Origin of the sequence: Clostridium sp. (assembly GCF_047718555.1) — a bacterium.
Lineage (GTDB): Bacteria > Bacillota > Clostridia > Clostridiales > Clostridiaceae > Clostridium_I.
In genome coordinates this window covers 1-19,958 of the sequence record NZ_JBDNRK010000032.1, presented here as the reverse complement: position 1 = coordinate 19,958, position 19,958 = coordinate 1, and the positions used below count along the sequence as shown (strand labels likewise).

Below are 19,958 nucleotides of genomic sequence, written 5' to 3'. Positions count from 1 at the left end.
TAAAATTCAGATGGGGTAAAAGAATCCCCACCTGAATTAAGAACTTGCTTCAATAGTCTTAGTAATTGAAGAAACACGAAAAGAAAATAAAATAGCTGCCACCAAAAAACAGGAGATCATTCCAATTACTCCAGCCCATCCATAAGAGGACCAAAAAGTACCCCCAGAAGTTCCACCAATACTTGAACCTACGTAATAAAAAAATAAGTACAGTGCAGAAGCTTGCGATCTATCATGAGTAGCCAATTTTCCAATCCAGCTGCTGGCAATGGAATGACTTCCAAAAAATCCAAAAGTAAAGAGTGCAATTCCTATAATTTTTATGATTAAATTTATTCTTAGAGTTATAATCGCCCCAATAACCATTACCAAAATTACTATCCACAGTACCTTAGATTGTCCATATCTATCCGCTAAACGACCCATCCAAGTGGAACTAAATGTTCCTATAGTGTAAATTACAAATACAAAACTAACTAATGTAGGGCTAAGCAAATATGGAGGAGCTATCAATTGATAGCCTATAAAATTATATAGTGAAACAAAACTGCCCATAATTAAAAAACCTATAGCATACAAGCATAGCAATCTAGGATTTTTAAGGTGATTTGCCATGGATTTTAGCAATTTATTTACCTCCATTTTACGTGGAGTAAAGTGCTTTGACTCTGGAAGCTTAAACCAAAATAAAATACTAGCGGCTAAACCTATAACACCTATACTTCCCAGTGCTGCTCTCCAGCTAAAAAAATCAGTAATAGCCCCTATGATGATACGCCCGCTCATACCCCCTATAGAATTTCCACTAATATATAGACCCATAGCCATACCAAGACTCTTCGGCTCAATTTCCTCTCCTATATATGCCATGGCAATAGCCGGCAAACCTGCCAAAACAAAACCCTGTAATACTCTAAATATTAAGAGATAGTGAAAACCAGGAACAAAAGCAGTTAATAATACCAATAAGGATGCGGAAACAAGTGAAAAAGACATAACTATTTTTCGTCCCCATACTTCTGACAAGGATCCGAATAACAGCATACTAAAGGCCAGGGTAATAGTTGTAACTGAAAGCGACAAACTTGCCACTGTAGGAGAAATATTAAATTCTCTAGAAAGATCCGGCATTATTGGTTGTGTACAGTATAAAATAGCAAAGGTATCAAAACCCCCTGCAAATAATGCAATATTGGCATTTTTAAATTCAGCTGTACCCTTCTGAATATAACTCATAAATGTATCACTCCAAGTCCCATGTTAGGCATCTTGAAAAAATAACTAAGTCAGTATACTAGTCTATTTTGAATCCTACTACGTCAACAGAACCCTTAGATAGCTCACTATCTGCGGAACCTGTTTCCTTGTACAATTCAAAATAGACGTCGTATCTTTGACTTGTTATTTATTTTCACATGCCTTATAAAATAATTAATAGAAATTTTCTATTAATAAGCTAATTCCATACTATACTTGAAAATTGGCAATGTCAAATTGGCTGCTCTATATCTATAGCTTTGGATACCTTCTCATAACAATATTATTTAATCTTACCATAATCACCTATTTTATTTTTTCTTCAAGACATTTAAATGCATAGTTGCCATATCTTTTAATTGGCATTTTCTGCATGCTCTCTACACTTATTCAGCACTTGTGGCTGTATGCCAACAATCACTGTTTACTTTTAAGCTATGTTCTCTCAAAAGTTTAGGTTTTGTTTATAATTAGTTTAGATAAAATAGAGGTACGTATTTTAGAATATAATCAGGAAGTACTTCCAAACAGCTAAATTTCTAATTCTTCATGGAAATAAACCTTTTATGAATAATTAGAAATAGTTAATACAACTTATACTGCTGTTAAAGACACTGTACACTGTAAGTGAAGCTTTGACTAATAATCAGCAAAGTGTTGTACAAGCAATCTTCCAGGCTTCTGTAAGAGTTCCCCCTCTCTGAAGCCTGGAAATCCCTTGAAAAAACTAATGATTTAATTCATTAAAAAATTTTTATCCGATGACTATCCACTCTAATACTCCAACTTCTTCAAGTGGGAGTAAAGAGTGGCTATGTCCCTGGATAACGATTTACCCTAAAGGACAACGATTTCTAAGTATCAAAAATACTGATACTAAGAACTCTGTTAGTAAACATCAGATGGAATAAAAACTCCACCTGATGCTAAGAACTCTGTTTATATCTAGTAACAAAAATATTATAGTTTAATACTTACCACTAAAATATAGGAGATGAAGAAAATGAAATTCAGAAAGAAAACTGTTATGGCCATAAGCTTCGCCTTAGGTACATTGATGTTTACCACTACTGCCTTGGCAGAAGTAACTACTAAAAGCGGTTATGATCAGCTGAAGGATTCGCTAAAATACACTGGGAAGCAGACTACTACAGGGCTTTCCAGCTATTCTTTGGATGCGTCTACCATTATAAAAGATGGCAACACTGTAGTTTATTCTCAAAATACTACAAACAAATATGACATAACTAATAGAGCAATGGAAAATGTAACTGAAACTTATGACGGAAAAAATAAAATAAAAGGCTATTATTACACTGATAAAAACATGCAAATAGTACAGAATCTACAGGGAAAAGATAATGATACCTATGCCAATCCCGATACCTATTATGTAACAAATTTTACAGATGGTAATAAAAATACCAGCTGGTTAAAAAATCCCTTTGATGAAGAAAAAGCTGGTGATTTAGAAAAAATAGCAGACGCTATTGTTGGAAATCTCAGAGATGCTGTGGTTGTTAACACAAAGCAAGATGGGACTAAGGAACTTTCCGGTACTTTAAACAATACACAAATTCCATCTATTGTAAATGCCTTGATATCTTTCCAATTTAAAAATACGTATGGAAGTGAAAATAATTCTAGATTTGCTAAAATGCCTAAGCTATCAAAAGATATATTTATAAAAGACGCAAAAGGCACTATAACTACAGATAAAAACGGATTGATTACAAATGCCCTTGCTTCCGGTGTACTTTCTGGTAAGGACAAGAATAATGAAATTCATAACTTGACCTTTGAAACACTGTATAAAATATCTAAGGTAAATTCTACTACAGTGAAAAAACCGGATCTCTCTGGTAAAAAGACAGTAGAAAATAATCAAACTTCTTCAGATTATGATAAATTGTCTAATCCTGAAAAATATATAGGAAAATATACTACCAACTTAACTGCAGAAAAAGATGGTAAATTCATAAAAATCGGTGAAAGTACTGTAAATATTGAAAAAGCGGATACTTCTTCCATAAGTGGAACTTATGAAGAAAATTATATACCTGAATATAAGGATCGTAATAAGAAATTTGATTTTACAGGAACTTTTTATAAAGACAAAAATCATCCGCCATATGGTGCAAAATTAACTACTACTAATTCTAATAAAGATTTAAATGGATATATATACTTAAACCCTAATTCAGCATCTATAAGTTTCTCTATAGATGGATTAAATTATCAAGGACGCACTGGTCTATACACTAAGGTCTTCAATTAATCTATTATCAATCTAAACTATTAAACTGCTGTAATATATTTGCAGCAGTTTCTACTAAAATTTTGGAGGTGTACATATTGGAAAAAGTCATTGAAATAAATAACCTATGCAAAACCTATAAAAATGGCAGAGGTATACAGGATATAAATCTTGACATATATGAAGGAGACATTTTCGGGTTTCTCGGTCCCAACGGTGCAGGAAAAACTACTGCCATGAAAATAATGACAGGTCTTGTAAAGCCAGATAGAGGTGAAGTTAAAATACTAGGCCACAGCATTGAAGAAGAATTTGAAAAGGCAATGTACAATGTGGGCTGTATTATTGAAACTGCAGAAGTATTTCACTACCTGACGGCTTTTGAAAACCTGAAGCAATTTTCAAGATTTTATGAAAATGTAGATAACAATAGAATTGGGGAAGTTCTAGACATGGTAGGACTTTCAAAATTCAAGGATGAAAAACCGACTAAATTCTCCTTGGGAATGAAACAAAGGCTTGGTATTGCAGCTGTACTTCTATCAAAGCCAAAGGTTATAATTTTAGATGAGCCCTTAAATGGAATGGATGTACAGGGAATGATAAGTATGAGAAATATCATTAAAGACCTGGCAGAAAAAGAAAAAACTACTTTTTTCATTTCAAGCCATCTTATTCACGACATAGAATTAACATGTACAACCATTGGAGTTCTATATAATGGAAGGCTTATAAACGTGGACAGCACTAAAAATATATTAAATAATTATGCTTCCCTTGAAAATTATTTTGTCAGTGAGGTAGAGAGAAATGGTAGAATTTAAAGTAGCATTAATAAACGAAGTAGAAAAATTATATAAAAAGAAAAAGGTTATGGTTGGAATTATACTTGCTTTATTTTTTATAGTAGTTGGTCAGATTTTTATATCCTTGGTTAGAAATAATTTTGGGGTTCAGGGAGTTTCCAGCAATGAGTTTCCCTTTCTCATTCTCTCAATAATAGTAAATACACTGCTTCCCTTATTTGTTGCCCTTATTACTATAGACAGCTTTTCAGGTGAATTTTCTAAAAATACTATGAAAATTGTCCTTACAAGACCTGTTTCGAGACTGAAATTGTTCTCAGCAAAAATAGTTTCAATATGTATATTTATATTTTCAATTTTGATGCTTACAATGATATTTTCTATAGTATCCGGACTTATATTTAACTCAAACTCTTTTAATTTTATAGGTATTTTTGAAATAATACTTTCTTATATAGTAACTCTGTTTCCAATGATAATTTTATGTCTTATGATTGTACTCTTTACAAATATAGTGAAAAGTGAAGTAGGAGTATTTTTCCTGTCCATACTTGTATTTATAGCCCTTAAAGCCCTTGGAATTTTCTTTTCAAACTATTCCGGAATACTCTTTACTTCAACATTTGGCTGGTACAATTTGTGGATTATGGATACTCTTCCAGTTTTTAAAATCTTTCGTGAATTTATGCTGCTTTTAAGTTATGGTATAATATTATTTACAGCGGGATACTTTTTATTTGATAGAAAGGATTTTTAAATGAAATAAAAAATGGATATTAAAAGACGTCTAATTATTTACAACACCTTAACTATAATAATTCCTCTGATAATTACAGCCATAATTGCCTTTATATTTATATTTGTCTCTTCAGAATTTTTAGGAAGTGATATAAATTATAATAGTTTTAAAAAAGCTACCTTTGTAAATTCAGAACTTTTAAATGTGACTAAGGACATAGCTGAATCTGATAATAAAAGTATTGAAGATGAAGATTTTAAAAATTATTTGGAAACTAAATTATCAATTACAGAAGGTAAAATTATAATAACCAAAAAAGGTACTGTTTTGTATTCCTCTGAGGATATGAACAATATTGATATAGCAAATTCTCTGGAACAGGCTAGAAATAAATCTAAGAGACCATTATTTATAAATAATACTTATTATTCCCCCAGTACCTTTTCCATAGAGTTTAAAGATAATAGTAGTGGAAATGTAATATTTTTAACTCCTATTGGAAAAGAGTCCAACATTTTAAAAAAGCTTATTTTATATATTTTAATTACATTCTTTGCATCTTATATAATAGTCAGCATTATTATATCTTACATATTTTCAAGAAAAATATTACGTCCCATATCTCTTCTGAAAAAAGCTACTGCCGAAATAAAAAATGGCAATTTAGATTCGGAAATAGTAGAAAGTGGTGACACAGAGATACGTGAGTTATGCAGTGATTTTGAGGAAATGCGCATAAAATTAAAGGACTCCATATACATGAAAACAAAATATGATGACAACAGAAAAATGCTGGTATCCAGTATTTCTCATGATTTAAAGACCCCTCTAACCTCTATTGAAGGTTATATACAAGGTATTTTAGATGGAGTAGCAAACAGCCCTGAAAAGCTGGAACATTATCTTAAAACAATAAATATAAAGACAAAACAAATAGATGCTATGATTAATGATTTGCTGCTGTATTCCAAGCTGGATTTAGGTCAAATACCCTTTAATTTTGAAAAGACAGACATTGGTGAGTATTTCAGCTACTGCGTTGAGGAAAGCTATGCCATACTTAAGCAGTTCAATATAGATATAAGTGTAGAAAATAATCTTAAGACATCAAAATATTTTATGATAGATAGAGAGCGGTTTAGAAGGGTTATCCTCAATATTATAGATAATTCAAGAAAATACATGGATAAGGATAATGGTGAAATAACTATATTTATTAGGGAAAACAAGTTGAGCATAATAATAGAGATAAGAGATAATGGATCCGGAATTGACCAACAGGACACAAATAAAATATTCAATAGATTTTACAGATCAGATTCTGCAAGAAGCAATGCTAAGGGCAGCGGTCTTGGCCTTGCTATAGCAAAGCAGATTGTAGAAGGACATAACGGAAGGATATGGGCAAATTCTCACGGAAATGATGGAACCAGTATAATAATATCCCTTGGGAAAATGTAAAGGAGCAACCTATGAGAAAAATTTTAATAATTGAAGATGATTTGAGTATAGCAGAACTTCAAAAGGACTATTTAGAAATTAACGATTTTCAGGTTACCATATGTAAAGACGGCATTGAAGGCCTCAATGCTCTAAAGTCAGATAATTTTGACCTGTTAATTCTTGATTTGATGCTTCCCAAAATGGATGGTTACAGCATTTTGCGAAGCATAGAAAAGGAAAAAGATATCCCCGTACTTTTAGTTTCTGCAAAGAAAGAAGAAATTGATAAAATTAAAGGACTTACTCTGGGAGCAGATGATTACATTACAAAGCCCTTTAATCCCGGTGAGCTAGTGGCAAGAGTCAAATCTCATATTGCAAACTATGAGAGAATAAAAAACAAATTTAATGCAAATGTAAAAGTAAATAAAATAGTAATACGAGGTCTTGAAATATTTAAAGATTCCAGGCAGGTATTCATAAATGGCACCGAGGTGACCTTAGCTCAAAAGGAATTTGATCTTCTTTTATACATGGCAAAAAACCCTAACAAAGTCTTCAGTAGAGAAGATCTTTTTGAGGAAATATGGGGTCTTGATTCCATGGGGGACAATGCCACTGTTACAGTTCATATAAGAAGAGTCAGAGAAAAAATAGAACCTTCTCCTTCTGACCCTCAGTATATAGAAACAGTATGGGGCGCTGGATACAGGCTTAGAGTTTAGGTTTCTACGCTTGTCTATATTGAATAAAACGTATTATTAGCTAAATAATTTTTCATCATCAGGGTTTCATCTATAAAGTGAAGCCCTATTGTCAATTTCATTTGATCTAATTTTTATCCGATACTTTATTTGCAAGACCCTTGGTGGATTTAATCTCTTTTCTACCACTAAAAATAGTATAACTGTTTATCAATTATCATTTTTCACCTTCATTAAGCACGATAGTTTCTGTTTAATTTTTATCACAGCTGCAGATATAATATGTACAACCCACAGCACCGCGATTCCTGCCATAATATCATAGGACAAGTTCAATAAAAATAAATGTTTTCCAAAATCACCATGGCCGGATCCTATAACTGGCAGCACTAATTGAGAAGCCCCCGAAGCAAGGATGAATAAAAGCATTAAATCTAAAAGTCGTGTACTCTTTTCTCTTACAAAATAGAATATCAGCACCCCCAGATAAATACTTGAAAAGGCAATGAATATAAAAATATTACGATGAAGTTTTGGAAATTTTTTTATTAACTTAAGTCTAAAATTATTTATTTTCTTATTGGGATCATACTGACCTTTTATAAAATTACTTTTAGTTATACCCGAAAAGTCATAAGCATTATCAGCAGAATCTACAATTTTCTGCCATAGCCTGTCTGGATGTTTAATATAAAATCCTAAAACTTTTGTAAAGGATACCTTAGGATAAAATTCTTCTAACATATCTTTTCCCATAGGATCATGTCCATTTTTTCTATCATAAAAGGAATGTCCATAAAACACCATAAACTTTTTATCCACACCTAATTCCTGCAAGTCTTTTGCAGGATTTTCAGAACCTCGAAGTACCCCTGAAAAAACCGATTGATATATATTATTTTCATTCATTGTGCTGGATAAAGAAAAATATGAAATACAACAGACTACAATTACTATTAGAGTTCCTATAATAATATTCTTTCTAAATTTCTTTTGTTTATAATTAACATATAGTCCAGCATATATAATTAACATAAATATAAGCAATGGCACATTCTGTGATTTAGCAGTCAAAAAACCACCTGATGCTATAAAGAAGTATACAAAATGTCTTGTACTTACATGTTTTCTGGTTATAAGGTATAAATATGTACCTATATTGAGAAAAAAGAATACAATTGTTCCCGCCTCTCCAAAGAATGAATTAAAATAGGTTATATAACAGGCACTGGTAAAAAACATAATGATGAAAGCCCCTGCCACCATCTTCAATATAGGACTAAACTTCTTAAAGCTTACTATAAAAAATATTCCAATCAAAAATGCTACACAATATACAAAGGCTAAATATCTTATATCAAAAACATTACTGTTAAAATCATTTACTGTTAAACAAAGAAGCACCGCTGCCTTTAATAGTATGGATACTGAAACCCAGTTTATATACACTGGCGCAAATATACCAGGGTTTGCTATTAAATATTTAGTATGTAAAAATTTATCATAAATTTTACTATATTCATTGTTTACATTGTCTAATCCTCCATAACACATAAGTCTTCCGAAATCTCCATTATCAACTTTTCCTACTATAGGAGAAATAAACAGTGTATTTACTAAGATAATTGCCATAATAGTTACTATTATAATTTCAATGAGGTAATTATTTTTAATGTACTTAATTTTCTCCATTATCTTTGTCATAAAAATTGCTCCATTCTGTTATTTATATATTATATGATTCTCTCCATTTGGGTTATTATAGTAATTTTACTATGTAAGCTTTAATATTTTCTATCAGAATTCTTGCAAAATTATTAAATATTGTTAACATTAATGGTACAAAATCATATAAACTCCAATTCTTTAAGACTTTTAACCTGACTAACTTGGCGTAAGTCTCCCACGCACTCTGTGAAAGCGATTCACACAAAATCCAAGATTTTGGTTCTCTGCTTTTCTATCAAAGTGGGAGATAACGGATGTTACGTCCCTGGATAATGACTTCTAAGTTTCAGGTGGAGAAAAAAACTCCACCTGAAACAAAGAATTCTGTTTATGTATAATTTTAGCATAGATGAAAATGGAAAAAGTAGCAATAAATATTTTTCACTTAAACTTATTGTAAATACAAACTTCCACTAAGTAAGATTCATTGATATTTTAACTAGATATAGAGGTAAAAAATGATTGTACGAAAAATTGAAATAAAAGATTCAGAAAAATTTTTATATATGTTAAAACAGCTAGACAATGAAACAGAATATATGATGTTTGAACCGGAAGAGAGAAAAACAACTATAGATGAAATAAAAACCAATATAAAAAACATAAATGTTTCAAGGTCATTAACCTTAATAGCTGAAGATACTAAAAATATAGTTGGCTTTCTATCCGCAGAAAGAGGTTTTGCCAAAAGAATAGAACATAGTGCTTATATAGTTATAGGGATATTAAAGAATTACAGAGGTAGAAAAATTGGGGTAAAATTATTTGAAGCCCTGAAAAAATGGGCCCTGGAAAATAATATTACAAGATTAGAACTAACGGTAATGACTAACAATAAAGCCGCCATAGGCTTGTATAAAAAAATTGGCTTTAAAATTGAAGGACTAAAGGAAAAATCACTGATAGTTGATGGAAAATATGTTGATGAATATTATATGGGTAAAATTCTTTTATAAATGTTATCAGAACATTCATATTAATGTGCTATTCATCTTCCTCCTATAGAGAATTCAGAACATTAGATTATAATAAAAGTAAATTATCTCTCTGCACTTATTTTATAATTACCTATAAAATTATCATACGCTGCCAAAAGCGTATATTCCCCTGCTTTGTCTAATGATACTTGTTCTAAACCTTTTTTATTAGTTTGAAAATCTTCTATTACTTTTCCATTTCCATCAATCAATTGTAATTTTAAAGTGCCCTCTTTAACCGAAGAATCATATGTAAAATTAACTTTATTACTTGCCTTAACCTTAAAAACTACTTGTGATCTGCTGCTTTCTTTAGATGTAATATCATTTTTTATGGATGCTAAAGGAGAACAACTTATTATAAAGATGCCAAATATACATATAATGAACGCCGTAGCTATTGCTTTATTAATTTTCATTAATTATCTCCCTCCATTCTGAAATTTATCCCAAGACTATCCCCTCTAATGCTACCATCTTACAAAGATAACGAGTTCTAAGTATTCATAAATACTAAGAACTCTGTTTATCCAATAACTATCTGCTGTAAAACTTCACTGCTCCAAGGAGAATAAGATTCATTGATAATATTTTTGTAATTAACTCCATCTGTTTCCTATACTGGATTATAATTTTATTTTATACTATCACTATTAAAAATTACGAAATTAATTCTTACGATTTTCTTAAGAATTAACGTGTGAGTAACGGACTACTATTTAAGAAATTTCAATAAAAATAATGCCAAAAATTGTATATGAAATCACTTTTTCCTCAACATAAAAGATCCAATTGTTATAAGTATTAATATTACAAACATAATAATTACTATAATTGCACCCTTCTTTTTAGAGATTTTAGCTACTGTAGAGATTCCCAATGCCATTAACACCATTTCCCATATACTAAAAATATCGTAGGATGCTGTTATTGTATTTAAAAGAGTAGGATTTGTTTGGACTGAAATATTCAGTGGTTTTTTGCTTATTAACATATATATAGTTTTTATAATAAGGCCTACAACTACAGCCATATAAGCAGTAGTATAAGTTGATACAACCTGACCATATTTTATTTTACCCTTAAATGCTTTTATAAATAGCATGTACACAAGAGAAACTATAAATATTATTATTATAACTCCTATTATTGCCTCTATAACTACTACTGGAGTGGAAGAAAAAATCCCCATTGTTTTCTTTATTATATCTGCCTGTTGGGGATCCATGCCCTTTGTTATATTATTTATATACTTTTCCATATAAGGTTTAGACATAGTAAATTGTACTGTAGAATATACAGCACTTACTATACATATTATTAATAATCTAATGATATAGGTTGGTTTCTCCTCATACTGAGCAAAAACCTTAGTTGGATGGACAAAAAAGTTCTTCACTTTTTCACCAAAAGTCATCTGTTCCACACTATTTGTATCTTCCATAGAAAATACCTCCTTTAATTATTCATCTTTGATTGATTTTATAACATTAAGCTTTGAAGCTTTTGAAGCTGGATAAATACCTGACAAAAAACCTATAAACAATGAAAATAATAGTACAAACAATACTAATCCTACACTAGCAGTGGCTATTTTTACATTTCCACCAGAACTGCCACTAGACAAGTATCCTCTTAGTACTGAATTCACAATAAAATTTATAAGGAATCCTAAAATGACACCTATTAGACCTCCCATAAACCCTATAGCACTGGCTTCACCTATAAATATTTTTTTTATATCAAACAGTCCTGCACCTATTACTTTCATAACTCCTATTTCTTTTTTTCTTTCATATATGGACATATTCATAGTATTGGCTATGCCAAAGGCTGATACTAAAAGTGAAATAGCACCTAATGCACCTACAACTAGCTTTACCCCGTTTAAAGTTGTATTTGCTGCATCCAAAATTTCTTTAAGAGAAGATGCGGTGTATCCTAAACTATTTATACTCTTTTCTATTTGATTTATATTTCTTACGTCATTTACTACTACATTTATTTGCCCATAGGTTGAATTGCTTTGTTCTGACCCATTGGTTGTGGACTGATTTATAGTTTTAGCAGCTTTTAAAGGTATTTTTACCATAAAATCATCACTGGAACCTTCTAAAGAAATTCCACTTATTTTAAAACTGTATTCCATATCTTGCTGATCACCAGTGTCTGATATCTTTGAAACTACAATCTGAACTCTCTTTCTTAGGAGGTCTTTTATTTGACTATCAGTAACACTATCTGAATTATTACCACCAATAATGTACTTAGCCAGTTTATAACCTATAACACATTCCTGACCTTCATCCGATGGAAATCTTCCTGCAAATAATTTATGATCCTTTGAATATTCCTTCATTTCCATACCCATAAGATTTGATTGTAATTGATTTTTTTTATATTTTATGCTTCCCTGCAAATTTATTATTGGTACACAATATTTTACACCGGTTATCTTTTTTAACTCATTTAATGACTTATCATTAAGTATTAATTTTTTCTTTTTTGTACTACTAGGAGCTATTTGCTGCCCATAGGAATTATAAGGAATTACTGTTATTACATTTGCGTCTCCAAGGGAGGAAAACTGATTTCCAACATAAGCTTGAAAGCCATTTCCTATGGATACAATGACAAATATAGCTACACTGCCTATGATTACTCCTATCATTGTCAGTATAGTTCTAGCCCTTCTACGCCACATATTACTCCATATTATTTCAAGTAAATCACTAAGTTTCATACTAATCACCTAATCCAAATAGTCTCTTGAAAAAATCTCCTATAGATGAAATCCCACTTTTTTTATTATTACTAGAAATTTTCTCATTATTGCTAGCTGATTTTTTTATATTTAGATCCTTTGATACTACACCAGTTCTATTCAGTTCATCTGTATAAGAAACTTCTATCTTGCCATTTATATCCTTTGTGAATGGCAATGTTACTTCATAGGTTTCGTTATCACCAGAATCTAAGCTTCCATAATACTGTGAAAACTCCTTGCCATTTGAAGTAACCTTAGCCATAACTTGATCTAAAGTACCCTTACTGGCATTTACAAAAGCTACTTTTAAATCTTTTTCACTATCACCTGTGTCACTTGAATTCACAGAAGTTATATCAAGATTAGCTTTGTTATCTATTACTATACCTATAATCTTACTATCCTGAACAACTGTATCATTATATTTATAACTTATATTGATTACAATATTATAAGTTCCAGTCTTTAACTGAGCATCTGCAATCATATCCAGGCTTAAAACCGCAGTATCACTCTTGTTTATCTTACTGCAATAAACTTCATTGGTAGAATTAACTGGTGAAAATCCACTTAAAGCATTTTTACCCTCAATGCTGGCAAGCTTTATATTTATATCACTTATACTATCACTTGATATATTTTTAAGGAAAAAGTTGATTGTGAATTGCTGACCTGGTTCTACAATTTCAGGTTTTGTCTCTACTCTTTGGAATAAAAGCTGTGAAGAATCCGCTTTCACATTAAATGAAGGGATAATTAATAAACTACAAAATATTATTGCTAACAAGATTACTTTTTTCATTTAGATTACCTCCAACCCCTTATCAATGAATCTTACTAAGTGGTAGTTTATATTTCCACTTAGTTTAGATGAATTATCCAGGGACGTGCCGCTGTTGTCTCCACCTTTATAAGGTTGAGTATTACAGCGGCTAGTCATCGGATAAAAATTAATTATAATTGTTTTCATCTACAATAAGACCATCTTTAACTCTTATAATTTTATCTGCGTATTTACATACCTGCTGTGAATGAGTTACTACTACAAAGGTTTTATTTTCTTTTTGATTTAGTTCTTTTAACATTTCTATAATTTCTACACCGGTTTTACTGTCTAAATTTCCCGTAGGCTCATCTGCAAGTACAACAGCTGAATTATTTACCAAGGCTCTTGCTATAGACACTCTTTGCTGTTGCCCCCCTGAAAGCTCACTTGGTTTATGGTTCATCCTCTCTTCGAGCCCAACCTTTTTTAGCATTTCTGCAGCTCTTTCCTTCCTCTCTTTTTTTGATACTCCCAAAAACACAAGTGGAAATGCAACATTTTCTAATGCCGTAAACTGAGGAAGTAGATTATAAGCTTGAAACACAAAGCCTAAATGTTTTCTTCTGAATAAAGCTAATTGATTCTCATTAAACTTGGATATGTTCTCATTACATATACTTACGTCTCCTGTTGTTGGAGGCATAAGTCCTGCCAGTATATTTAAAAAAGTTGATTTACCTGAGCCGGATTCTCCTATAATAACTGCAAATTCACCTTCTTCTATGCTTATGCTTATACCTTTTAATATATTGACTTTTATTTTATTTAAATAAAAATCCTTTGTTACATTATTAGCCTGAATTATTGACATATTTACCTCCACTTCAATTCAATATAAGTTTTGTATATACATCCTTAGCATTATAATCTAATATTTGGCACATACCCATATGTTAGATTAGGCACTTATAAATGTAAATATCCATGTCGCAAGACATGGATTATTTATCGTAAAAAGTTTTTATTATAATGATTAGAAGCTTATTTAGATCTGTAAATAATAAATTCCTGTTTAAAAACACAGTTTTCAATAGTAGTATTAAGAAATACATTACTATAATTTTTATTTATAATATTCATAACAGATTTTAAACCAATACCTCTGTTATTTCCTTTAGTTGAAAAGTCCTTTTTATATAAACTATGAACTGGTGGAGTACTCTCCAAACAGGAATTACTTATTATAAAACTTACATTATCTTCTTCCTTTATCACTACAAAATCAATAAATTTCTCCTGACATAATTCCGCCGCTTCAATTGCATTATCAAAAAATACACCAATAATTCTACATAAGTCTATTAGCCCTATAGAGATCTCATTTATATCCTCCTCTATTTCAATATGCACCCCTATATTTCTTTTCTCAGCAATATTAACCTTAGATGATATAAATACTTTCAAGGAATTTATTTTTATATTCTGAAGTTTTGTAAATGACATATTTTTAGTTATAATTTTTTCACTTTGAGGAAATAATTCTTCTTTGTAAAAAGCTTTAAGCTTATTTATATCACCTAGATCAATATAGTATCCTATAATTTTAATTATATTGGCATAATCATGTTTAAATTTTCTTAAATCATCAGACTGATTTTCAATCATAGAAGTATATTCATTAAGTCTTAATAGTTCTTTATCTTTATATTCTTTATCCAATTTTTCCTTATAATTCTTATTTATCAAATATGTAATTATATTCAATAATAAAGTAAAAATACAAATGATAGAAAAGTTTATTACAGCAACTAGTCTATTATAAGTCTTAAGTACTCCTTTAACCATAAGTAAAAAAGAATATATGGAAATCAATGATATTATTAAACACAGCACTGGAAGTATTAGACTTTTGCCCTTGGTTTCTATGAAGACAGCATACTTTGACCTTTTAAAAAATAAATTTAGAAGTTTGCTTAAAATAATAGATAATAAAAGAATGGTAAATGCAACGATAAAGTATATAATCTTATTGTTTATAATCTCATAATAATCAAGTCTAAAAATAAACATAAATATTATTCCAGCAAAAGCATCACTTAAAGCAAATATTATCTGTGTAGAAACAGAAATTATTATTGCATAAGCTATTTTCTTAAAAATTGCATACAAATATATAATTGTTATAATTGTTGTAAAAGGCACTGAAAATAGATCCTGGTGATATATAGATAGTAAATAAATTAAAATAAAATTCACAACAATCAGTCCAAAAGTATGCCTCCAAGCTAATTTTGACATTGTGATATTATTTATAATTACTGCAATGTTTAAAGTTACAATAAGTACATATAGGATATTACTAATTATAGAATACATATACTGATCAATCCTTTTAAATAACGTTTTGAAACAAGACAGGTATCATCATTTACCATATATATAATAAGATCTTTTTTATCTATTGCTTTAATTTTATTTGTATTTACTAGATAAGATCTATGACTTTTATAATAATCTGTTGACACTTGAGATTCTATATCTTTTAATCTACCATAAAATTCAAAAACACCTTTTTCAGTATGCATTCTAAGCTTATGATCAATTTCTGTTGTCTCAAAAAATAATATTTCATCCATATTGAAATTAGTAATTTTACTACCTATTTTTATTGGCATAGACTTTCTTTTGTCAGCATTAATCTTTTTATAATTATTTTCAATTTCTAATAAACATTTATATATATTTTCTCTAAGAATACTATCATCTACCTTTAGAATATAATCAAAGGCTTGTACCTTATACTTAAAGGTCAAAAATGAAAATTCTACATGAGATGTTATAAATACAATATATCCTTTTAAATCGTACTCTCTAATATTTTTTGCAAGTTCTATGCCATTTATATCAGCATTTAAATCCACATCTAAAAAATAAATAAAGCTTCTTTCCTTATTTTTCTCCACATAATCAATTACATCTCCAGGATTATCCGTTGATAACTCAACAAAAATATCTATTTTAAAATTTACTAATTGTTCTTCTATAATATTTTGAATTTGTTTTAGTTGAATTTTATTATCTTCACAAATTATGATACTAAGCATTTTTCACCTCATGGACAAGTATTTAAGTTACATTCTGCTTTTTAATCATTATTATAGAAAAATATAGAAAATATTGCAACTTTCAGCTTCTTTATAGTTAATAAATAATTACCCACTTATGGTATAATTATTTATTATTAAAATTTGCTATATATGAGGTAATAATATGAAAATTGGTGAATTTGTTAAAGTTAACAATTTAACTATAGATACTGTGCGGCATTATATGGATATGGCATTGATAATCCCTGAAAAGCAGGGTGGACAATACAACTTTGATGCTAAATGTCAAAGCGATTTGGAAGATGTACTTTCTCTTAAAGAAATGGGTTTTTCATTAAGAGAGATCAAATCAATTCTTATGTTTAAAAGATTGGCCAAGCTCACTCAATATCAGGAAAATGAATGTTTTAGAACATTTTTTATAAATAAATATAAGCAAATAGAAAATCAGATAAGAGAACTTAATGGAATGAAACAAAAGCTTGAAACAAAATTAAGTGTTCTTTCAGATGTGGAAGTCAAAGATAAATCTGTTATAGGCATAGACTTTAGATCATTGACTATTTTAAAATGCTTTAAATGTAAAAAGGATTTAGAACTTCGTGAGGGTAATATAATAAACAATCAAATTATAAATGGAAAATTGATATGCTCTTGTGGCGAAGAATATATAATTGAAGATGGAATATTAAAGGTTTCTAATGTAAAATCAGATTATGATTTTAAGTTTGACGTTAACTATGTTATAGATTATATAAGTTCTACTAATATAGATTATCTTGAGAATGTTTATCGAGGAATGGACTGGATATATAAAAAAATCGATTTTATGAGTTTGAAAAATAAGGTAATACTTGAACTAGGCTCAGGAATTGGATTCTTTTTAAGAAATGTTTATCAAAATCTACCTGATGATTCAATATATATTGCTGTAGATCATGATATAAATAGGCATTTATTTTTAAAGAATATATTGGAGACTGTAAATTGTAAAAAAAATATCTTATTTATTTGTTCAGACTTTCAGCAAATTCCAATTAAAGATAAGTCTGTAGATATGCTTTTAGATATTTCAGGAACAAGTAATTACAGTTTTGATAATGAAGAGTTTCTATTGAAACTAGTTGATAATTATATAAAGGATAGTTCAAATATAATAGGCACTTACATTTTATTTAAAAATTTTGCATCAAACTGCTTAATTGAAGATAAATACCGGAAAAACTTTATGCTAAATAATGTTAAAGAACAGATTTCAAAGCTTAACTATAATATCTTTGAGGAAAATATATCAAACTATATAGAAAAAGGTGGCAAGTATGAAAGTTATTTCAGAGATGGTGAGAAAGTATATTCATATTTAATTTTTGGCAAAAGATAGGGTTAACCCTACCTTTTATTTATTTTATAATGAAATTTTATTAATTTATCTATTGATATGGTGATAAGACTAGTATTTACAATGAAATTAGGTATTTTGAAAAAAATAAAATAATGCCTAAAGGAAAGTGAGATTAAAATGTTAATATCAATCTTATCATTAAAAAATCTTTCAAAAAATAAAGAGTTATCAAATGTAATTTTATTTTCAACAGCAAGTTTTATATCTCTATTTGGAACATCTGTATACAATTTTGCCATTAGCTTATATGTATTAAAACTTACTGGTTCAGGGCTAAATTTTGCCACCACTCTAATAATAAGTATTTTATCAACTGTTCTTGTAAATCCCTTTGCAGGTGTACTTGCAGATAGACTTGACAAGAAACTCCTTGCTGTAATTACAGATATTCTAAATGGTATTTTACTAGTAGGTTTATATATGTTAACTATTCAATGTGCTTTAAACTTGTCAATGATCTATATAAGTACCTTTTTCTTAAATATATTTTCTACTGTTTATGGAATAAATATTGAAGCAGCAAAATCAAATCTAGTGTCAGAAAAAAAACTTATTTCTATAAATACCATTAATAAAGTGATTGAATCCACTTCTTCAATATTAGGTCCAATGGTTGGTGGAATAATTTTTGCCTTTTTAGATATAAGATTCTTTATCATAATTAATGGTTTTTCTTTTGTCATATCTGCATTACTTCAGCTGTTTATGGATTTTAAGTTTAACTATAATAATGATGGAAAAAATAAAGAAAAGATTAATTTTTTTACCGATATAATTGATGGTATCACCTATCTAAGAACCAAAAAAAATATTATAAATATATTTGGGATTTTAATTGCATTGAACTTTTTCATTGGTCTTTCAATAAATGTTCCAATGCCATATATAATAAATAATGTTTTAAAATTAAACACTAAATTTTTTGGCATAATAGAGACTTCGTTCCCTGTAGGAATGATTTTAGGTGCACTTATAATAAAAAAAGTTATGAATAAATACTCCTACCAAAAAATTATAAAATCAACTAGTATCATATTATCAGTTTGTATGATAGCGATAGGCTTTTCTGCCATAATGCACTATAAAGTATATAATAAGAGCATTTATTTAATGTATTTCATCTTAATAATGATATTAGCAGGTATAGCCATATCTTCAATCGACATACCTATTTTTTATATACTACAACAAACTATTCCAGATAGCTTTAGAGGAAGAGTACTCAGCATAGGAATAAGTATAGCCAAAATAATCCTACCTATTGCACTAATCATATCAGGAACGCTGATAGATCTTATACCAACATATATTTTACCAATAATAAGTGGTATAGGACTTTGTACTTTTAGTATATTATATATTAAAATTGACTAGCTTTAATTGATAATAAAATGATTATTTTTATAGGAAATAAATTAACTGCAGAACAATTTTGTAATTTGCAGGAAGCGGTAGGTTTTGGAAGGCCAAACACTAGACAAACTGAGAAGGCTATTGAAAATAGTATATATATTCAATTTCTATAAGTGTAGGAGGAGAAGTTATATTAACTACTGCTCTATTGATAGGTTCAGAAGTTTAACAGCCTTATATAACTGCTATATTTGGTTGTTAAATTTAGTTTGAAATTTTTTGTAACCTTTTCCCCATTCGCACATTAAATTTAAAATAGGTTTTATACTTTCACCCAGCTCACTAAGTCCATATTCAACCTTTGGGGGACTTTCTGGATAAACTTTTCTATAAATTATTCCATCTCTTTCTAATTCTCTTAATTGAAGTGTTAGTGTCTTCTGAGAAATACCCTGTAATAATCTTTGCAATTCGTTAAATCTAACGACTCCTCTTATTAAATGCCAAAGAATTGATATTTTCCATTTACCACTTAATATATTTATAGTTATATCCATAGGACATTCTGTTGTTAAATTTTTTGATTTTGACATTTTAATTCTCCTTGTATAATGTAGTCATAATATTCAATAGAGAACTATCTAAATTTCTA

The 19,958-nt window shown here is 29.4% G+C and carries 19 protein-coding genes; 9 read left to right on the top strand and 10 right to left on the bottom strand.

What is annotated here, in order from left to right:
• Positions 1-36: 36 nt before the first annotated feature.
• Positions 37-1,236, bottom strand: coding sequence for an MFS transporter (locus tag ABF633_RS13165; RefSeq protein WP_415524327.1), 1,200 nt, complete (start codon positions 1,234-1,236; stop codon positions 37-39).
• 1,024 nt (positions 1,237-2,260) lie between these two features.
• Between ABF633_RS13165 and ABF633_RS13160 the strand changes: the two genes are divergently transcribed.
• The 5 genes from ABF633_RS13160 (at position 2,261) to ABF633_RS13140 (ending at position 7,227) form a co-directional block, all read left to right on the top strand.
• On the top strand, positions 2,261-3,535 hold the full coding sequence (locus ABF633_RS13160; protein WP_415524326.1) for a hypothetical protein: 1,275 nt from the start codon (positions 2,261-2,263) through the stop codon (positions 3,533-3,535).
• A 77-nt stretch (positions 3,536-3,612) separates the two neighbouring features.
• A complete protein-coding gene (locus ABF633_RS13155) occupies positions 3,613-4,338 on the top strand; it encodes an ABC transporter ATP-binding protein (protein WP_415524324.1) in 726 nt (241 codons plus the stop codon).
• Complete coding sequence (locus tag ABF633_RS13150; RefSeq protein ID WP_415524322.1) at positions 4,325-5,077, top strand: ABC transporter permease; 753 nt, start codon at positions 4,325-4,327, stop codon at positions 5,075-5,077. Before ABF633_RS13155 ends, ABF633_RS13150 begins: the two co-directional genes overlap by 14 nt.
• A gap of 12 nt (positions 5,078-5,089) precedes the next feature.
• On the top strand, positions 5,090-6,520 hold the full coding sequence (locus ABF633_RS13145) for an ATP-binding protein (RefSeq protein ID WP_415524321.1): 1,431 nt from the start codon (positions 5,090-5,092) through the stop codon (positions 6,518-6,520).
• 11 nt (positions 6,521-6,531) lie between these two features.
• Complete coding sequence (locus ABF633_RS13140) at positions 6,532-7,227, top strand: response regulator transcription factor (RefSeq protein WP_415524320.1); 696 nt, start codon at positions 6,532-6,534, stop codon at positions 7,225-7,227.
• 189 nt (positions 7,228-7,416) lie between these two features.
• Here ABF633_RS13140 and ABF633_RS13135 read toward each other — a convergent pair whose 3' ends face one another.
• Positions 7,417-8,910: a hypothetical protein gene (locus ABF633_RS13135; protein WP_415524318.1), complete on the bottom strand. Its 1,494-nt coding sequence runs from the start codon at positions 8,908-8,910 to the stop codon at positions 7,417-7,419.
• A 482-nt stretch (positions 8,911-9,392) separates the two neighbouring features.
• Between ABF633_RS13135 and ABF633_RS13130 the strand changes: the two genes are divergently transcribed.
• A complete protein-coding gene (locus tag ABF633_RS13130; protein WP_415524317.1) occupies positions 9,393-9,890 on the top strand; it encodes a GNAT family N-acetyltransferase in 498 nt (165 codons plus the stop codon).
• An 83-nt stretch (positions 9,891-9,973) separates the two neighbouring features.
• Here ABF633_RS13130 and ABF633_RS13125 read toward each other — a convergent pair whose 3' ends face one another.
• The 7 genes from ABF633_RS13125 to ABF633_RS13095 form a co-directional block, all read right to left on the bottom strand.
• Positions 9,974-10,330, bottom strand: a complete 357-nt coding sequence (locus tag ABF633_RS13125) for a hypothetical protein (RefSeq protein ID WP_415524315.1) — start codon at positions 10,328-10,330, stop codon at positions 9,974-9,976.
• 344 nt (positions 10,331-10,674) lie between these two features.
• Positions 10,675-11,355 carry a Yip1 family protein gene (locus ABF633_RS13120; RefSeq protein WP_415524313.1) on the bottom strand — a complete coding sequence of 227 codons (681 nt, stop codon included), beginning with the start codon at positions 11,353-11,355 and terminating at the stop codon, positions 10,675-10,677.
• An 18-nt stretch (positions 11,356-11,373) separates the two neighbouring features.
• A complete protein-coding gene (locus tag ABF633_RS13115) occupies positions 11,374-12,654 on the bottom strand; it encodes an ABC transporter permease (RefSeq protein WP_415524312.1) in 1,281 nt (426 codons plus the stop codon).
• A 1-nt stretch (position 12,655) separates the two neighbouring features.
• Complete coding sequence (locus ABF633_RS13110) at positions 12,656-13,480, bottom strand: hypothetical protein (RefSeq protein WP_415524311.1); 825 nt, start codon at positions 13,478-13,480, stop codon at positions 12,656-12,658.
• Positions 13,481-13,628: 148 nt separating this feature from the next.
• On the bottom strand, positions 13,629-14,315 hold the full coding sequence (locus ABF633_RS13105; protein ID WP_415524310.1) for an ABC transporter ATP-binding protein: 687 nt from the start codon (positions 14,313-14,315) through the stop codon (positions 13,629-13,631).
• 170 nt (positions 14,316-14,485) lie between these two features.
• Complete coding sequence (locus ABF633_RS13100) at positions 14,486-15,742, bottom strand: sensor histidine kinase (RefSeq protein WP_415524308.1); 1,257 nt, start codon at positions 15,740-15,742, stop codon at positions 14,486-14,488.
• Positions 15,743-15,807: 65 nt separating this feature from the next.
• On the bottom strand, positions 15,808-16,548 hold the full coding sequence (locus tag ABF633_RS13095) for a LytR/AlgR family response regulator transcription factor (protein ID WP_415524306.1): 741 nt from the start codon (positions 16,546-16,548) through the stop codon (positions 15,808-15,810).
• A gap of 166 nt (positions 16,549-16,714) precedes the next feature.
• Between ABF633_RS13095 and ABF633_RS13090 the strand changes: the two genes are divergently transcribed.
• The 3 genes from ABF633_RS13090 (at position 16,715) to ABF633_RS13080 (ending at position 19,479) form a co-directional block, all read left to right on the top strand.
• Positions 16,715-17,932, top strand: coding sequence for a MerR family transcriptional regulator (locus ABF633_RS13090; RefSeq protein WP_415524304.1), 1,218 nt, complete (start codon positions 16,715-16,717; stop codon positions 17,930-17,932).
• Positions 17,933-18,070: 138 nt separating this feature from the next.
• On the top strand, positions 18,071-19,327 hold the full coding sequence (locus tag ABF633_RS13085) for an MFS transporter (protein WP_415524302.1): 1,257 nt from the start codon (positions 18,071-18,073) through the stop codon (positions 19,325-19,327).
• Positions 19,328-19,344: 17 nt separating this feature from the next.
• Complete coding sequence (locus tag ABF633_RS13080) at positions 19,345-19,479, top strand: hypothetical protein (protein WP_415524301.1); 135 nt, start codon at positions 19,345-19,347, stop codon at positions 19,477-19,479.
• Positions 19,480-19,551: 72 nt separating this feature from the next.
• Here ABF633_RS13080 and ABF633_RS13075 read toward each other — a convergent pair whose 3' ends face one another.
• On the bottom strand, positions 19,552-19,899 hold the full coding sequence (locus tag ABF633_RS13075) for a winged helix-turn-helix transcriptional regulator (RefSeq protein WP_415524299.1): 348 nt from the start codon (positions 19,897-19,899) through the stop codon (positions 19,552-19,554).
• Positions 19,900-19,958: the final 59 nt, after the last annotated feature.

Excerpts from the sequence above, each read along its gene's own strand:
- ABF633_RS13150 (WP_415524322.1), top strand. The coding sequence starts at position 4,325 with ATGGTAGAATTTAAAGTAGCATTAATAAACGAAGTAGAAAAATTATAT.
- ABF633_RS13160 (WP_415524326.1), top strand. The coding sequence starts at position 2,261 with ATGAAATTCAGAAAGAAAACTGTTATGGCCATAAGCTTCGCCTTAGGT.
- ABF633_RS13085 (WP_415524302.1), top strand. The coding sequence starts at position 18,071 with ATGTTAATATCAATCTTATCATTAAAAAATCTTTCAAAAAATAAAGAG.
- ABF633_RS13145 (WP_415524321.1), top strand. The coding sequence starts at position 5,090 with ATGGATATTAAAAGACGTCTAATTATTTACAACACCTTAACTATAATA.
- ABF633_RS13135 (WP_415524318.1), bottom strand. The coding sequence starts at position 8,910 with ATGACAAAGATAATGGAGAAAATTAAGTACATTAAAAATAATTACCTC.
- ABF633_RS13075 (WP_415524299.1), bottom strand. The coding sequence starts at position 19,899 with ATGTCAAAATCAAAAAATTTAACAACAGAATGTCCTATGGATATAACT.
- ABF633_RS13105 (WP_415524310.1), bottom strand. The coding sequence starts at position 14,315 with ATGTCAATAATTCAGGCTAATAATGTAACAAAGGATTTTTATTTAAAT.
- ABF633_RS13090 (WP_415524304.1), top strand. The coding sequence starts at position 16,715 with ATGAAAATTGGTGAATTTGTTAAAGTTAACAATTTAACTATAGATACT.
- ABF633_RS13165 (WP_415524327.1), bottom strand. The coding sequence starts at position 1,236 with ATGAGTTATATTCAGAAGGGTACAGCTGAATTTAAAAATGCCAATATT.
- ABF633_RS13095 (WP_415524306.1), bottom strand. The coding sequence starts at position 16,548 with ATGCTTAGTATCATAATTTGTGAAGATAATAAAATTCAACTAAAACAA.
- ABF633_RS13080 (WP_415524301.1), top strand. The coding sequence starts at position 19,345 with ATGATTATTTTTATAGGAAATAAATTAACTGCAGAACAATTTTGTAAT.
- ABF633_RS13120 (WP_415524313.1), bottom strand. The coding sequence starts at position 11,355 with ATGGAAGATACAAATAGTGTGGAACAGATGACTTTTGGTGAAAAAGTG.
- ABF633_RS13115 (WP_415524312.1), bottom strand. The coding sequence starts at position 12,654 with ATGAAACTTAGTGATTTACTTGAAATAATATGGAGTAATATGTGGCGT.
- ABF633_RS13140 (WP_415524320.1), top strand. The coding sequence starts at position 6,532 with ATGAGAAAAATTTTAATAATTGAAGATGATTTGAGTATAGCAGAACTT.
- ABF633_RS13125 (WP_415524315.1), bottom strand. The coding sequence starts at position 10,330 with ATGAAAATTAATAAAGCAATAGCTACGGCGTTCATTATATGTATATTT.
- ABF633_RS13110 (WP_415524311.1), bottom strand. The coding sequence starts at position 13,480 with ATGAAAAAAGTAATCTTGTTAGCAATAATATTTTGTAGTTTATTAATT.
- ABF633_RS13130 (WP_415524317.1), top strand. The coding sequence starts at position 9,393 with ATGATTGTACGAAAAATTGAAATAAAAGATTCAGAAAAATTTTTATAT.
- ABF633_RS13100 (WP_415524308.1), bottom strand. The coding sequence starts at position 15,742 with ATGTCAAAATTAGCTTGGAGGCATACTTTTGGACTGATTGTTGTGAAT.